The sequence below is a fragment of the Bacillus sp. OTU530 genome, assembly GCF_038440375.1.
Window position 1 is genome coordinate 46,563 of the sequence record NZ_JASATP010000021.1, and the last position, 16,583, is coordinate 63,145.

14 protein-coding genes are annotated in these 16,583 nt (G+C 39.4%); 3 read left to right on the forward strand and 11 right to left on the reverse strand.

The genetic code is table 11. From position 1 onward, the window contains the following. Both AAHB12_RS16595 and AAHB12_RS16600 read left to right on the forward strand, forming a co-directional pair. Nucleotides 1-207, forward strand: a complete 207-nt coding sequence (locus AAHB12_RS16595; protein WP_342046092.1) for an alpha/beta-type small acid-soluble spore protein — start codon at nucleotides 1-3, stop codon at nucleotides 205-207. 549 nt (nucleotides 208-756) lie between these two features. Further along, a complete protein-coding gene (locus AAHB12_RS16600; RefSeq protein ID WP_342046093.1) occupies nucleotides 757-2,202 on the forward strand; it encodes a L,D-transpeptidase family protein in 1,446 nt (481 codons plus the stop codon). A 697-nt stretch (nucleotides 2,203-2,899) separates the two neighbouring features. Here AAHB12_RS16600 and AAHB12_RS16605 read toward each other — a convergent pair. The 6 genes from AAHB12_RS16605 to AAHB12_RS16630 all read right to left on the reverse strand — a co-directional run bounded on the left by AAHB12_RS16605 (nucleotide 2,900) and on the right by AAHB12_RS16630 (nucleotide 8,880). Beyond that, entirely contained in the window at nucleotides 2,900-4,141 is a 1,242-nt protein-coding gene (locus AAHB12_RS16605; RefSeq protein WP_342046094.1) for an MFS transporter, read from the reverse strand. A gap of 337 nt (nucleotides 4,142-4,478) precedes the next feature. After that, nucleotides 4,479-5,504, reverse strand: coding sequence for a LacI family DNA-binding transcriptional regulator (locus AAHB12_RS16610; RefSeq protein ID WP_342046095.1), 1,026 nt, complete (start codon nucleotides 5,502-5,504; stop codon nucleotides 4,479-4,481). A gap of 56 nt (nucleotides 5,505-5,560) precedes the next feature. After that, a complete protein-coding gene (locus AAHB12_RS16615) occupies nucleotides 5,561-5,728 on the reverse strand; it encodes a hypothetical protein (protein ID WP_342046096.1) in 168 nt (55 codons plus the stop codon). A 185-nt stretch (nucleotides 5,729-5,913) separates the two neighbouring features. After that, on the reverse strand, nucleotides 5,914-6,441 hold the full coding sequence (locus tag AAHB12_RS16620; protein WP_342046097.1) for a DUF3231 family protein: 528 nt from the start codon (nucleotides 6,439-6,441) through the stop codon (nucleotides 5,914-5,916). A 73-nt stretch (nucleotides 6,442-6,514) separates the two neighbouring features. After that, entirely contained in the window at nucleotides 6,515-8,224 is a 1,710-nt protein-coding gene (locus tag AAHB12_RS16625) for a GMC family oxidoreductase N-terminal domain-containing protein (protein ID WP_342046098.1), read from the reverse strand. After that, entirely contained in the window at nucleotides 8,224-8,880 is a 657-nt protein-coding gene (locus AAHB12_RS16630) for a hypothetical protein (protein WP_342046099.1), read from the reverse strand. Before AAHB12_RS16630 ends, AAHB12_RS16625 begins: the two co-directional genes overlap by 1 nt. A gap of 205 nt (nucleotides 8,881-9,085) precedes the next feature. On the opposite strand from AAHB12_RS16630, the gene AAHB12_RS16635 reads away from it, so the two are divergent. Then, nucleotides 9,086-10,339 carry a DUF445 domain-containing protein gene (locus AAHB12_RS16635; RefSeq protein WP_342046100.1) on the forward strand — a complete coding sequence of 418 codons (1,254 nt, stop codon included), beginning with the start codon at nucleotides 9,086-9,088 and terminating at the stop codon, nucleotides 10,337-10,339. 142 nt (nucleotides 10,340-10,481) lie between these two features. Here the strand turns inward: AAHB12_RS16635 and AAHB12_RS16640 are convergent, their stop codons facing one another. The 5 genes from AAHB12_RS16640 to AAHB12_RS16660 all read right to left on the reverse strand — a co-directional run bounded on the left by AAHB12_RS16640 (nucleotide 10,482) and on the right by AAHB12_RS16660 (nucleotide 16,185). Next, nucleotides 10,482-11,621, reverse strand: coding sequence for an acyltransferase family protein (locus AAHB12_RS16640; protein ID WP_342046101.1), 1,140 nt, complete (start codon nucleotides 11,619-11,621; stop codon nucleotides 10,482-10,484). Nucleotides 11,622-12,040: 419 nt separating this feature from the next. Continuing rightward, nucleotides 12,041-12,865: a hypothetical protein gene (locus tag AAHB12_RS16645; RefSeq protein WP_342046102.1), complete on the reverse strand. Its 825-nt coding sequence runs from the start codon at nucleotides 12,863-12,865 to the stop codon at nucleotides 12,041-12,043. Between the two features lie 13 nt (nucleotides 12,866-12,878). Continuing rightward, complete coding sequence (locus tag AAHB12_RS16650; protein WP_342046103.1) at nucleotides 12,879-15,296, reverse strand: heavy metal translocating P-type ATPase; 2,418 nt, start codon at nucleotides 15,294-15,296, stop codon at nucleotides 12,879-12,881. A gap of 69 nt (nucleotides 15,297-15,365) precedes the next feature. After that, entirely contained in the window at nucleotides 15,366-15,572 is a 207-nt protein-coding gene (copZ, locus tag AAHB12_RS16655; protein ID WP_342046104.1) for a copper chaperone CopZ, read from the reverse strand. 301 nt (nucleotides 15,573-15,873) lie between these two features. Beyond that, nucleotides 15,874-16,185: a metal-sensing transcriptional repressor gene (locus AAHB12_RS16660; protein ID WP_342046105.1), complete on the reverse strand. Its 312-nt coding sequence runs from the start codon at nucleotides 16,183-16,185 to the stop codon at nucleotides 15,874-15,876. Nucleotides 16,186-16,583 lie beyond the last annotated feature (398 nt).

Consider the following 16,583-nt stretch of genomic DNA (forward strand, 5'->3'; position numbering starts at 1 on the left):
ATGGCAAACCAAAACAACAATAGAAACCAACTAGTGGTTTCTGCAGCAGAACAAGCACTTGAACAAATGAAGTATGAAATTGCACAGGAGTTTGGCGTCCAACTTGGAGCTGACACTACTTCAAGAGCTAATGGTTCCGTTGGTGGCGAAATTACCAAGCGGCTGGTTCGTATGGCTGAGCAACAATTGGGTGGATCCTTCCATTAAAAGGATATTGTTAATATTTAACAATAAGAATGGGACCTCATTTGAAGTCCCATTTTCTTTCCCCACTTACATAAAGCCACACTTTTCATAGCACTTTATTGTGCATCGTTTATATTGAAGAGTCCGTAAATCTACTCTGTACCAATGAAATTCTTCAAAAGCATATCGTAATACTAGTTGTACAACTCCGCTCCTAATTCAATACACTTTATAATTTTCATCTCATCTTCTTAATATTGTTCATTAGGAAATTATATTTTTATTAAAATTTCATTAAGAAGATTTAAGATAGATAAATATAGAGTAAATATATAAAAATTTCAAACATATACAAATAATGACAAATTTTTCACTATAGAATCAAGTAGAATAATAGTGATAATTTAAGTATCAAGGTAAAGTAATTGTAATAATTTGCGTATTAATGTAAAATGATTGTAATAATTTAAGTGTTAATGTAAAATAACCGAAAATTTTGGAAGCAAAACCAAAAATGCAAAGTCGAGAAACATTGATAGTTAGGTTACTAGGTAGGTAGGAGGAATATTTATGGGAAATACGGTAAATGAGTTAGTTGAAGAAATCGATAAACCGCAGATACATCCATCCAAACGGTTTACGAACTGGAAGTTTATCACAGCAGGCATCATTGTGATTGCTGCGCTTATATTTGCAGCAATCAGCTATTATCAGACAACCCACTTTAATGCAAATACCAAGATTAATGACACAAACGTGGGCGGATTGACTGCTGATGAGGCACTTAAAAAATTAAAAACATCTGTATTAAAAAATGCAGTATATGTCGGGCAACAACAAATTTTAGATGAAAAAGATACAAAGATGGGATTCACAGATCAAGATCTGTCAAGTGTCAAAAAACTATTAAAAAGCCAGCGGACACTTTTTCCTTCCTCAAAAGCAAAAAATTATTCACTAATGCCAATCGAGCTGGATCAATACCGAAGCCAAACGATGAAAAAACAAGTGGAGGAAAAGCTCTTAGCAATAAATAAGAGTTTAAAGGCACCTCAAGATGCGCAGGCTATTATGGAACAAGGTAAAATTACAGTCTCAAAAAGTATTGATGGGCAGCAGTATGATGTCGCCAGTCTATTAAAGGCCTACAAGAAGCAGGAATATAATAGTGAAATCCGCCTGAATGCTGTATACGTACAGCCAATCAAGGAAGACAATCCGCTTGTAAAAGATGAAGAGAAAAAGCTGCAAGAGCTCCTTCAACAAACTATTGATTATAAGGTACAGGATAAAGTTTATTCTTTAAAAGCCAGCGATTTAATCGAAAAAGCCTCTGTGTCAAAAGATATGAAACTCACCATTGACCCGAGCAATATTAAAAGTAAGATTGCGGAAATTAATAATTCCCAATCCACATTAAATAAAAATTTCACATTTAAAACCCATTCAGGCTCGGCTATATCGGTAAAAGGGCAAGGCTATGGCTGGGCACTAGATGCTGCAAAAGAAACAACACGGATTATGGAAGCTTTTGAAAAAGGGGAAAAGTCACTTTCTGCCTCTAACATTTCCGGACATGGCTGGAAGGGTGAAGGCTACGGCTATGAAACTACAACAAACAATGGTATTGGTGATACGTATGCTGAAGTATCCATTCAGGAGCAGCGCATTTGGCTTTACAAAAATGGGCAATTAGTATTAACAACAAATGTAGTGACTGGTAAACATAGCACCAATGAAGATACATCACCAGGAGTGTGGTATATCCTTTATAAGCGCACACCATCCGTACTCAAAGGCAGTTCAGTAGGCAATCCGAATTATTCGGTTAAGGTAGATTATTGGGCTCCATTTACGAACGATGGACAAGGGTTCCACGATGCCAGCTGGCGGACAAACTGGGCAAGCAACGCTTATCTTACTGCAGGATCAGGCGGTTGTGTCAACCTCCCACCTGGTGTTGCGAAGTCAGTATATGATAATCTCAGTGTATACGAGCCAGTTGTCGTTTATTAATAATTGGCAGTCTCTCTTTGATCAATGGATGCTTTCGAAACGTTCATGAACCTTTCAAGAGCATCTGTTAAATACAAATATTCGAAAAGTCGCTGCTAGCTCCTTTTTGGAGGCTAGGTTACTCAGGATTTTCCACTGGGTGAATTAAAAAAGTTCTCTTCAATAAGAATAGTAAAAAGAAGGAAATTCTAGTTAATGATTTCCTTCTTTTTTATTTGTACTGCCTGTGATGCGCAATCATCTTGTGGACTTTGTACAAACAATCATATCCTTAAGCTTAACCTACACCTAGTACGTTTCCCCCCAATTAATTCTAAACTTTCCCCTTCCCCAAAGGATCTCAATGCCACTATGCAGCATTTCAACATCTGTTCAGGTAATAGAAAAAAGCACCTAGAAACTCTGAGTTTTTTCTATTCTGTATGAATAGAAGCTGTCTTAATACGGTACATGAAATTCAAAATTGGATACACACTAATATGCTTTCCATGACTCTTCCTACCAGCTTACCTTAATGCTGACAAACAATATTATAAGTACAAAAAAGCTATGCTCATATTCTCCCTCTAGCAGGAAAACTAAGCATAGCTACCATTATAAATCCTCTACTCCCCTTTCAACCTGATGTTGCTCGTCTAATCTCTGGCCCCCAAGCTTGAAAGAAGGATATATTCAATTTTATTATGCTTTTCTATCTCTAAGATGCCCTTTTAACGCTTACATTTTCTGCTGCAGACTTACTTTTTCCTGCTAATGTAAACATTGAAATCACTGTAAAGATGAAAGCAACCGAACCCAATAAAAGGTAAGCACTTTTAAAGCCTACTGTATCATACATATTCCCCGCGATAGTTGATAAGAAAATCGACCCTACTTGTTTTGAAAACTGAAAGCCAATAAGATAAATAGTTGCTGATAATCTCATATCAAAATTCGCTGAAATATATTTAAAGACGGCTACTAGCAAAATTGGCACCTCTGCCGCATGCATTAACTTTAATAAACTTATGGCAACAGGTCCATCTGCAAAGCTTGATCCTAAAATTCTGAACGACATGATAAATCCAGCATAGATAAGGGCATTTTTTGCGCCAATTTTATTAATAATAAATGGTGCTAAAATCATAACAATCGCTTCAAGGAAAATTTGTAAGGTAACAAGGTTACCAAAAATTTCTGTACCCTTATCTGCTGAGGAAAAGAAATGTGTAAAATATACTGGGAATTGTTGATCATATACATCATATACACAGCCAACCCCAAGAACGTATAAGGTAAAAAACCAGAATTTCTTATTTTTGAAAAGAGCTAGAGTCGATCCTTTTGGTACTGATCGTTCATTTTGATGATTCGCTACTTCAGAACTTGATTCATCCATTTTCGCAAAACTAAAAATTACTGCTAATAAAATAGCCGCAACTGTACTGATCCAGAAGACTAAATTAGGATTCGTATTGAATAAATGACCGGTTACAAAAGTACTCGTTGCAGCACCTATGTTCCCAAATACTCTAACTCGTCCATATTCAAAATGATTCGCATGACTCACTTTCTCTATATACGCTTCAATCGCTCCTACCCCGCCATTAAAGATAGCCCCGAGGTAAGCGCCTCCAACGATAGCCGCCAAAATAATATTTGTCTTTAACAATGCCGGAAATACATAAATGAAGAATGGCCCAATAAAAACTAACAGAAAAATAAAAAACCAGAGTAAGTTCTTTTTTAAGCCTAGCTTATCTGCAAGGATTCCAAAAAACGGCTGATAACAAATAGCTGCGATGGATATGGCTGAGAATATCATACCTGTCTTTGTAGAGCTCAAACCGCCTACATTTGTCAACCATAAAGACAAAAACATCGTACATGCTGCCCAAATAAAGAAATAAAGAAGAAAGAAGACCCCAAACAACCAATAATTCTTATTAAGTTTTACCACTTCAATCTGCCCCTTTGACTAATATTTCATTCTTCTCAGTAAAACGTTTACACCAATATAACTAGTTAAAATACATAAACTTTACTAAAACAACTTTACCAAAAATAGCGCATACATTCAATATGTTTTCTATATTTTTTCACTAAAAAAGAAGATTTACCTTCAAATAACCCTAATATAACTAGTAAATAAAGAATAAATTAACCTTAATTTTACTAAACAAAACTTTGCATATATACCTTTCCTAACACTCTTCAAGTTAAAAAAGAAGACCTTCTCTTTGTTACATGTAAGAAAAGGTCTTCTCGTATTTTATCCATTTTTTTAAACAAATATATCAAGCTTTGGGACCTGTACTATCCCTTAAAACGAGTTCCGTGGGCAAAATAACCTTTAAAGGTACTTCTCTCCCGCCTTTTAAGCGATCATACAAAAGCTTAACTGAAGTTTTCCCCATTTCCTCAGTCGGGATCTTTACTGTAGAAAGAGTTGGGTTTAAAAAGGCTGAAGCTTCGATATCATCAAAACTAATAACTGAAATATCTTCTGGAACTTTGATACCAGCTTCATGCAATGCCCGAATTACCCCTATCGCCATCGGATCACTCGCAACGACGAGCGCAGTAGGTAAGGATTCTTGTTCCATTAATTTTTTCATTAATGTATATCCACTCATTGGGCCAAACTCCCCTAGAAGGATGTGTTTTGATTGATACAGTCCTTTTTCTTTCATAATACGCTCATAGGTACTTTTCCGGATATCTTCTTTCTCTATCATTCTTCTATTATGAATGCTTCTGATTAATCCTTTTCCGCCTATATACGCAATTCGGCTATGCCCCTGACTAAACAAATAGTTCATAATCTCACATGTTGCCGTTTCAAAATCTGCGATAACTACATCGCAATTCTCTTTTTCCGGTAAAAAATCCACAAATACAATGTTATTAGTCTTACTATAAACCTCTTGGAGCTCTTTGATATTTACATCACCAAGAACAATGAGACCCTCCAAGTCAGCCATAATGGCAGCTGAAAAATGACTCTTACCAATATTAAAAACAGAGGCAATGCTTAATGAGTATTCATTACATATACTTTCAATCCCCTTCCTAATAGACATGAAATAAGGATCAATTGCTTCATCATTGGCCAAAACTAAGCCGATATTAGAAGAATCTTTTGCCTTAACTGATTTCGCTTTATTTCTTTTCACCGGCTGATAATTTAATTCACTCACTACTTCCAACACTTTTTTCCTTGTGTTCCCTGAAACCGAAAGAGATGGATCATTATTTAAAATCCTTGATACCGTTGCAGTGGAAACATTGGCCTGCTCTGCAATATCTTTTATCGTTGCCATCTTAATCATCTACTCCATTAATTTACTGTTTTTATTTAATTTTAGTAAACTTATATTTAAAACATACCAAAGAAATCGTTTTCAAACAATACTTTCCTTAAAACAAACAGAAACTCCACAAATCTTCTCGTCATCCTTTTATTATTATTTCCTTTTGTTGCTTTGCCTGTTCCATTCTCACTGCTTATTATTTGTATTAGTTTCTTGGATACCATCTGTCCCAACGCTTTCTCCCTATTCCTAATAAATATGGTACTGATACTTATTTTGCAGCATCAGGAGTCCTGTTAACTACTTTGTTATGTATTATTACTACTCCATATTAGTATAAAAACCGTACCTGCTTATGGTACGGTTAAACGGCAATTCTCGATAAAAACTAGCTTATACGCCTGAGGATTATAAGCATTTATTCTTTGTAGTAAGGAGGAATGCGCAGCCATTCATGTCGTTCTAAATATTGTTTTAATGTTAAACCAGCCATCGTCTTTTTCATGATAATTTTAGAGAACGTTAAACTAACATCCGCCCGAATTGATTCAGTAAGTCCCCTAGCAGCATAAGCAACTCCCTGAGCTAAATTATAGGACATTAAATTAGCAAGTTCCTCATCGTTTAATTTGGCGCCCTCTGGTATATCTCGGTAATCACCAACGGGTTTTTCCGCAGTTGTTTGCGGAAGCGGAACCCCTTCTTTTTTTAGAAATTCGCTAATTTCATTTCTAATTGGGGTATGTACGTTTTCTTTTATATCCGTTAATATTTGCTTCAATTCAACATCTTGAGCAAGGTTGCAGCCTAGTTCTTCATTGCGCATTGTAGTTTCTGTTGCTAAAAGAAAAAACCATAAGTTTGTAACTTCCATTACATTCAATGGTTTTTTCTCACCGTCCATAAATGGCTCAAAAGCATCATGAATTACTTCAAATAGTTTCATCTCTAAAAATCCCACCAGACTTTATATATGATTTATTATAGTAGTATCCTTTACCATTTGCTTATTAAAAATACTAATTGAAGTATTTTTCAAACAATTTTTCCGCTGTACGGGTAGCCAGTGCCTGTGTCGTAAGCGTTGGATTCGAACCGCCCAAGCTATTGTAATGTACACTATTATCAGAGATGTATAACCGTTTTACCTGGTATGCTTCGCAATCCTGATTAACGACAAAACCCATTCGCATTGTACTTTCCATGTGAATCATTACACCAGCTGGCCAATCGGACCAAATGATTTGTTTCGCTCCCGCTTTTCGTAAAATATCAGCTGTTATCTGAAACAGCTTGCTCCGTTTCCTTCTAGATCGTTCAGTAGGTGTATACTTCACAAAAGGAACAAATCCGTGTTCATCGCTAATAGAAGAGTGAAGCGTAATTCCATTTCGTAGATCGACTTCATCATCAGTAGTTATTAGTATCTGTAATGTTCTACGATAGTCTGCCATGACTTCGCTTAATTTATGGCCAACAATACGGCCACGTACATCCCACAGGTCATTCGGGCTGGGTGAATGTGAGAGATAAGCTCCAGATTCACTCATACCATAAGAAAGAGAAGCGGTTAATCCCGGGCTCATCCCAACTGTTTGCACAGTCCCTAATCCAGGGTAATCTAATCTTGCCCCACATGTATGACCAACAAAAGGATTCATATCTGAACTCCCCAATATTGCATGTAAATCCTTTTCAGCAAATATCCCAGATACCAAATCCATATAATGATTAGTCAGCCCTTTTCCAACCCATGGATTCTGAGGCAGCGCTGAATTTAACCAAAGGCGCGGGCTCTCAATGCTGCCGGCAGCCATCACTACGACCTCTGCCTGTAACTCTTCCTGCGCTCCCGTCCATGTATCCCTTATTTGTACCCCCCTAGCACGTAATCCTTCAGAAGTGGAGGTTGTATCTGTTATTATTTTTATAGTAAAAGCATTTGGTCTTATTGTGACATTACCTGTCCTTAAAGCAAGCGGAACATAGCTAACATTTGTTGAACGCTTCGCAATGCTATCTACCGAGGGACCATGTGGGCAACCATTGATACAATGTCCTGCGAGAGTACAACCTTTCATCCAGGATAACTGCTCCAGGGAAACGTTCATATTTGTAAGGTTCTCATTAGGAGGCAAAATCGCATTGGGCTGGGGACGAAAGCCTGGTATTGTCACATCCAGTGTAGGAATCAGCTGCCACCCTGCCTTTTTCGCCCCATAATAGAATAACTCCTCTTTTGCAGTTGTCGGTGCGAAGCTAACTGGCAATGTGGCTTCAACCTTTTCGTAATAAGGAACTAGTTCTTGATAAGAGAGGGGCCATACATTGTCAATAGCTAATGGAAATGCCCGGGGGGAATTTGCCGTATAATGTTGTGTCGTTCCTCCTACACCAGAGCTTTGCCAAATAATCTGTTTCTGCGGCATCTGCCGAAACCATGGAGGGCGGCTGCGATCTGCAGGTCCCCAACGAAACCTGCCCGAAACCAAATCATCCATGTTAGCTTCATATTTGTTTAATAATTGTTTATAAAGGATTACATCCAAATCGTCTGCGTTCGAGCTGGTTTTGGCTCCTGGCTGTAGATTTGGATGCAGCCATTTTTTGTTTCCATACCACGGACCTGCTTCTAGAACCAAAACTTTTAATCCCATCTCCCCAAGTTCTTTTGCGATGACGGCACCACCACCTCCCGCTCCAATTACGATCACATCCTGATCCTCCATTATGAACCTCCCTCCCTGTGCGGAAACTCTACTAAGAATCCACGAAAGTCACGATATCCAAAGGCCGGCCCCGGATATCCAGATTGAATCCAGCCAACCGGAAAATGCTCCATCCGCCTATAATCAGGCGGCAACAGACGGGTTATTCCATACGCGCTCCATTCTGAATAATAACCGAACAGGGTAAGCTGGCTCAGTACGTCCATCATATTACGAATAAGCCCCGAGTTATTTTGATAAGGTACAGGTAAGCTTTCAAGATCAATTTTAAGCTGCTCCAACAGAGCAATTACTCTTAATCGATCACCTGGTAAAAGGGCTGCAAATGATCCGCCCCCAAGAAATGCCCAAGCATTGAGAGGATATTTTATCTGATCTGACCAAATGAATTGAGTGGCTGCAGCATCCAGCAATTGTGCTGTTGATTTTGCCATTGATGTATTAATTAGATTTAGCTGCTGTTTTATAGGAATAGTTAGAGAATGATCCAATGTCCAAATGATATATTCATAAACCTTTAAATCGAGTATCGCTACGCCCTGTGTAGCTCCCAATGTTGTAATCCAAAGAGTATCTGAGATAATCGCATGAACAAGCGCCTGAAAAGTTGCCCGGGTATGTAAGTCAAAAACTCCAGCTTGCGATATCTTGCTCACCCCCTTAAAAAGCTTAAGAATTATTGATTTCCTTCTTTCATCTTATTTAGATGTTTGTCCTTCTATGTCAGGGAGTCGCTTGTATTTTGATTTATATCCTTGTTTAAACGGTTAGGATAAGGAGTTTTAAACTTGAAAAATCCTTCATCATTTTATATTGTTTAATTATCATTAAAGATAGATTACAAAGAGATGAGGGACTACAATGGCAACACGATCAAGATACGTAGCCAGCTTTTCATTGGCAATTATGGGAACTGGTTTTATTATAACGTCGCTGTTTCATGACTCACTGGCAGGAGCGATCCTACAAGGCGGGTTCGAAGCGGGGCTAGTAGGAGGATTGGCTGACTGGTTTGCAGTTACTGCATTATTCCGGCATCCACTGAACGTGCCCATTCCACATACAGCCCTGTTAACTAAAAACCGACAGAAGCTCACGGAAGGGCTCGTCTCCATGCTTGAAAATAAATGGCTTACAAAAACAAGTATCACTGATAAGATGAAGGAAATCCATTTGGCAGAAAAGGTATTCCTTATTATCGAAAAGGAACTGCATTCTGATTCAGTGAAACGAGGAATCACTACAGTCATCGAACACGCAATTCGTCATGTCAATATAAACAAGATCGCTTCTTTTGTAGAGAAAGAAATTAAAAAGTATCTATATTCAATCCATACCAGTGCTTTGATCCAATCTGCAATCAATCAAATACTCGCTCATAGCTATGATGAAAAAGCTCTGAATTACCTTCTTATGAAGGCTAAAGGATGGGCAGAAAAGGATAGTGTTCGTAATGAACTTGGCAGTACGGCAATCAAGGCAATAGACCGTATAGAGCTGGATGGTTTCTTACAATTTGCAGTAAAATCCTTTATAAATGTAGTAGATGAAAACAAGCTCGGCGGTATCATACAAGATTTTATTCTTAGGGGAATCGATGGTTTGCAAGAGACTGATAATAAAAACCGACAGGCGCTGCTCGAACAAATCCGTACAGAGCTAAAAAAAGTTCATGAGAATACCACATTTATAAAAGAACTGGACGACTGGAAGGAACATCTTATTGAAAATTGGGATGCCACCGAACAAATAACCAAAACTCTTGAGAGGATGCAGCAACAAGCATTATTCTCTATTAAAGACGGTGAGTTTGTTGACATGCATCTTCTACCCTTCTTGACACGTTTATTAAATAACACAAAAGCGAATCCAGTACATATGGGTGCCATAGAAAACTGGTTACAGAAGCAAGTTATCCAGTTTGTTGAAGCCAACCATTCAAAAATAGGCAAGCTTGTACGAGAAAATTTGGACGCGCTTGATGATCAAACCCTTATTGCTATGATAGAAAATGGTGCAGGAAAAGATCTACAGTGGATTCGAGTGAACGGAGCCATTTGCGGTTTTATGCTCGGACTTCTATTGGAAGTAATAAAAGCTACTACACCATTATGATAGCTGATATTCATTTGCAGAAATCTTGTAAAGGTAAACTACCCTTACCTGCTACTTATCTGTAATCGCGTCTTGAATGAAAGAATGGATAAACAAATAAAGTGGATATGTCTATTGAGACCTATCCACTTTTTTACTATCCTTACATTTTAATATGATTTCGCAATACCGAATCCCCTCTAGGTACTCTTTCCCTATTCCCTTTCATACCAAATAAAACTCGAAAAATGGATACCCGTGCAATAAGAAATTCATACAGGACCATGATAATTAAAAATGCAGCCACAATTAAGAATATCAATTTAAGCGGGATAGACCATGAAACATCCGCTATTAAAAAGCCTAGCAGAACAATAACAGGCTGGTGAAGAACATAAAATGGCATGGAAGCTTGGTTTCCATATTTCAACCACCTATTTGAAACCGACAGATAGCGATCCCCCGCTGCAAAAATGACTAGCAGCCAACACCAACAGTTTAGAGCCTGTACTAAGGCTAGTGATATAGATAACACCTCTCCTGAAGAAGACATGCCTGCCATGAAACCATAAATAAAAATGATAGTCGTCAGAATAGCTACCACGATGTTAACGGGGAGCATCTTGTGAATAGCTGTCTTGAAGGATTCCTTGGTTAAGAAAAAATACCCGTATAAAAAAATAACTAAATAGAAAGTGATATCCCATCCCCCTAGTCTCACAGTATCCATTAGTATGGATACTATCATCAAAGGAATTGATAATAGAAAAAGATGCAGCACTTTAATCTCCTTTGAAACGGAAGGCTTCTTTTTAAGAAAGAGCGGCAGTGTAAACAAGCTGAATATTAAGAGCACCAAAAGATACCATAAATGCAGTCCGACGAAGGCAAAATTCCCGGCTCCACCTATGTCCAGATAGACACCATCAAAATACTGCGGGAGCCATGTCAAAAATGCCCCTGTATATTGATCATGACTTACTCGTTCCATATATACTTGTGGAGGCGTTAAAATCATGACCCCAAATACAAGAGGAATTCCTAGCCGGGCCATTCTTTCCTTTACATATTGCTTTCCCGTCTTTTTCTGAAGAGCATGGTAGGAGTTGATTCCCGACACTGCAAAGAAAATCGGCATTAGCCACGAGCTCATGAACAAGGAAATGGCCGTAATGTAGGTGGGGTCAGTTTCATTATTCTTTACATGCCATGGCCACGGGTTAAAAAACATCAAACAATGATAAAGGAAAACGGCAAGTGTAGCTAATACACGAATCCAATCGAGATCATATTGTCTTTTCATTTTATTTTTCTCCTCCAATACAAAAGAAATAGTTTCCTTTTTTCACCCTCACGCCCTAAAGTTAAATCTAAATATACTTTATTCTTAAAATTTCTCGCTACGTCGAGTGGTCTCCTGGCTAGAAATTTATACTTTCTTAAAGTATGAAAAAAATCATAGGCTGTTTGCCTATGATTCAGAGTATATAAAGAGCAGAAGACTTATCTTTATTAGTTGAAGAGCTATTAGAAGCCGCTACTAAAGAAAACTCGCCGATTGGCGAGCCCTGCTCTTGCGCGAAGACAGAGGCGTAGCCCTACTTATACTGTATTCCTAAAATTTCCGACTACGTCGAATTGGCTCCTAGCTGGAAATTTATACTTTTTTACAGTGTAAATAAACCCTCCTGTTTTTATCTACATCCTATTTTATACGAATTTTTAGGAGTCAACTTTTACTGTAAATGGATATATGATCACTTTCCCTTGGAACTGAAACTCAGCCCATATTTTATATACGCCGGGCTTAGCGAATGTTGTTTCAAATTTTGTATCTGTCTGGGAAGCGGGATGGACATGGACATATGTTTCACCATGCTCATCTAAAATCACTACATGTCCCAAAGCTCCTAAATATGGCTCCGGCACTGTTCCATCTGCAAAGGAGAAGGAGAGTGTAATAGGTTCCCCTGCCTTGAAGGAATCAGGCTCCATTGTCAGTGTTTTTCCAGCTATTGTTTTTGTGAGCTGTGTTTCAGGCGCCAATGCCGTTTCATGATGATGCTCCGCTGCATCTCCAACCTGCACAACAACCGGCTCCACCTGATAGTTTAAATCCTTCGGCTTAATGTCAATAAATGCTTTATACGTTCCTTCCTGTAACGGAAGCGCTACTTCAAACTTGCCGTCTCCTGCCTTTGTTGGGTGCACGTGATAATACTGCTGGAGGTCCTCGCTTACAATAATAAAATGCATTAGCTTCTCATGGTTGATTTCTAGGTCATTTACCGGTTGATTGGCACTGTCTGTTAATCCAATGTAAAATGTACCGTCCTTATATTCTACCGTAGACTTTACTTCACTCACTTGCTGTTGCGGATCGTCATGACCCTCATGTGCATGCTCATCTGCTGCTGTTGCCGCATGCTGCTGTGAATGCTCCCCCTGCTCTGAAGCAGCATCCTCCCCGCTTATACTCATCCAGGCAGCATACCCCCCGATGACAATGAGGAGATAGACAATTGCCGATATCAGCCATTTTTTCATTCTTTGCTCCCCCTTATAGCTTTACTCGTTGCAGACGCAGCGCATTGAGTACAACTGATACAGAACTAAATGCCATAGCAGCCCCCGCTACCCATGGTGCCAAAAATCCTAAAGCTGCTATCGGGATGCCCAGAGCATTGTAAGCAAACGCCCAGAATAAGTTTTGTTTAATATTGCGAATGGTTCTCTTGCTCATGAAAATCGCATCAGCGATACTGTTCAAATCGCCTCTCATAAGCGTAATATCCGCCGCTTCCATCGCCACATCCGTCCCCGTTCCGATGGCCATGCCAATGTCGGCAAGCGCCAAAGCTGGTGCGTCATTAATGCCGTCCCCGACCATTGCAACTTTTTTCCCTTGCTCCTGCAGTTTCTTTACTTCTGCCGCCTTTCCTTCCGGCAGCACCTCTGCAATTACCTTCTCAATGCCAACCTGTTGTGCGATCGCCTGCGCTGTTTGTTTGTTGTCACCTGTGATCATGATAACATCCAAGCCCATTTCTCTTAATCGTGCGACTGCCTCTTTAGATGTTTGTTTAACAGTATCAGCCACTGCGATAATTCCCGCATACTGGTCATCAATTGCTACTAACATAGCTGTTTTCCCTTGACGCTCCAGCTGCTCCATTTTGTTTTCTGCATGTTCAATGGTAATATGATTATTTCTCAAGAGCTTGCGGGTGCCAATCATAGCTGTCCGCCCCCCTACCGTAGCCTGCACCCCATAGCCTGGAATAGCTTCAAAAGCAGCAACTGTCTTATACGCAATGTTTCTCTTTCCAATTCCATCTACAATCGCCTGCGCCACCGGATGCTCAGATTGCTTTTCTGCAGACCCTACTAAGCTCAAAACCTCTGCTTCGTGAAAACCCTCTGCAATAATCACATCTGTCAGCTCAGGTGTACCATTTGTAACAGTTCCTGTTTTATCCAAAATGACAGTATCCAGCTGATGTGTCATTTCTAAATGCTCGCCGCCTTTAAACAAGATGCCGAACTCTGCCGCCCGTCCAGATCCTGCCATAATAGACGTTGGCGTCGCTAATCCGAGTGCGCACGGGCAGGCAATCACCAGCACTGCTATTAGCTTCTCTAGCGCAACCGCAAACTCTCCTGGACTTACCCATACATACCATGCAAAAAAAGTGAGGATTGCAATTCCAACAACAATCGGAACAAAAATCCCGGAAATCTGATCTGCCAATCGCTGAATCGGTGCTTTTGATCCTTGCGCCTCTTCTACTACCTTAATGATTTGCGCTAACGCCGTATCACGACCTACCTTTGTCGCCTTGATTTTCAGGAAGCCGTTTTTATTAACCGTTGCTCCAATAACAGCATCTCCTACTGCTTTATCAACAGGAACACTTTCTCCAGTCAGCATGGACTCATCAAGAGCGGAGCGCCCCTCCGTGATAACACCGTCAACCGGCACCTTTTCTCCTGGTTTTACATACACAATGTCCCCGACCTGAACCTGTTCAAACGGAATTTCTATTTCTTGCTCCTTGCGTAAAACCGTTGCCGTTTTCGCTTGCAGCCCCATCAATTTCTTAATCGCTTCAGACGAACGACCTTTTGCTCTCGCCTCAAACAGCTTTCCAAGAAGAATGAGTGTAATAAGAACCGCACTTGTTTCATAGTACAATTCCACCATATGCACGGCAGAGCCGATGGATAAAATCGTTAAATATAAGCTATAAAAATATGCTGCGCTCGTGCCAAGTGCCACAAGAACATCCATATTGGCACTTTTGTTTCGTAATGCTTTATAAGCTCCTAGATAAAATTGCTTTCCTACCACAAACTGAACCGGTGTAGCGAGTGCGAGCTGCACCCAAGGATTTATGAGCATATCAGGCAGCGGAATAAAAGCTGTAAAAGAAAAATGGCTTACCATTGCCCATAGTAAAGGTACGCTCAAAATAAGCGAAAATAAAAACTTTCCTGTTTGTGCGTCAAGCTCTTGCTGGCGTTGCTGGGCGATATCTACCGTTTTGTCGCCCTTTACTGTTGCTCCATACCCAAGCTTTTCTACTCGCTGGACCATTTCAATTGTTCCAACCTCTGATGGATTATACTCGACTGCAGCCGTTTCCAGTGCCAAGTTGACAGTTGCCTTAGTCACGCCCGGCAGCTTGTTAAGCCCTTTCTCAATTCGAGTTGCACAAGCCGCACACGTCATACCCGTGATGTCCAGTTCTGCCTTCTCAGTTCTGACATGGTAGCCGAGAGCTTCTACCTTTTTCTGCAACTCTTCTATATTAGTGGCTGCCGGATTGAATCTAACATTGGATTTTTCCAATGCAAAATTCACATTTGCTTCCACCACACCTGGCACTTTTTTGAGCCCTTTTTCAATGCGGCTGGCACATGCGGCACATGTCATGCCTTCAATCTGCAGGCTTACCTCCTGTTCGGTACTGCTCATATTCATCCCCTCCATATACCCATGTAGGGTATGTAGCTTTTTCAAAAAAAGCGTGCAGTTACGCACGCTTTATGCTAATTCATACCCTTGATCATCAATTTCTTCCTTAATTGCTGTCAATGTTATCGTACTCGGCTCGAATTCTACCGCAACTGTTCCCTTAGCTAAGTTTACGTTCACATTATGAACACCGCTTAACTTCCCAACACTTCCCTCAATTGCATTTACACAATGACCACAAGACATTCCGCCTACTTGTAAAATTACCTTTTCCATTATAAAGTTCCTCCCTTATTTTCATACATCTCCCGACGATACTACAGGATCTGTTGACTTGATCATATTCGTATATCGGTTCATGCTTATTTGCTCTTCTCGATTACAATATACTATACCCCCCTAAAGTATGCAAGAGGGCGTTTAATTATTTTTTCATGTTTTTACGCTGCGACTGACACCTTTACTCATAACATAGTCTTATTTTAGTGTTTGTCCTCGACAAGAAGTACTACCTTGTAGTATGCGAAAAAGAGGTGATTTTTACAACATCACCTCTTTTCACCTAAAATATCCTTCTTTATTTGGAAAACTGTTTAATAACATTCATTAACTCCTGAATAGAATCTTCTCCATTCCCTTCACGAACAGCCTTAGACACACAATGCTTCGTATGGCGCTCCAATAAATTGAACCCTACTTTATTTAATGCAGCGTTAATTGCTGAAATCTGAACTAAGATATCTACACAATAACGGTTATCCTCCACCATTTTTTGCACACCGCGTACTTGCCCTTCAATACGTTTCAAGCGTTTAATGAGACTTTCAATTTCTCCCTCTGTTCTCGGAACCATCTTTTCATCTAAGCCGCTATCTTCACAATGCCCCATCTATATCACCTCATTTATTGTGATAAACATCTTTATATACACTATACAGGTATTAGGTATGAAAGCAATAGTAAAATTTCATAGCACCTCAATATCTGCAACTTCCGCTACTTCAGTCATGTTCAGCAAACGTAGTTACCTAACCATATCAAACCTTTGCTCATTGCCCACCAACCCTGAAAATCTTTTGACTAAATTCATCATAAAGCGAGGCTAATTTCTTTTGAAAGCTCTGCTCTATCTTTTTTTGGTTAAAAGGTACAAACAAATATTTAAAAATTCACATTTCTTATAATGACTCTTAAAAAAACATCCTATACACTTTATATATGTTAACTTTCATAACATCAATTGATATTAAACATAACAAACAAAGGTATGACCAATACAAAATTTCT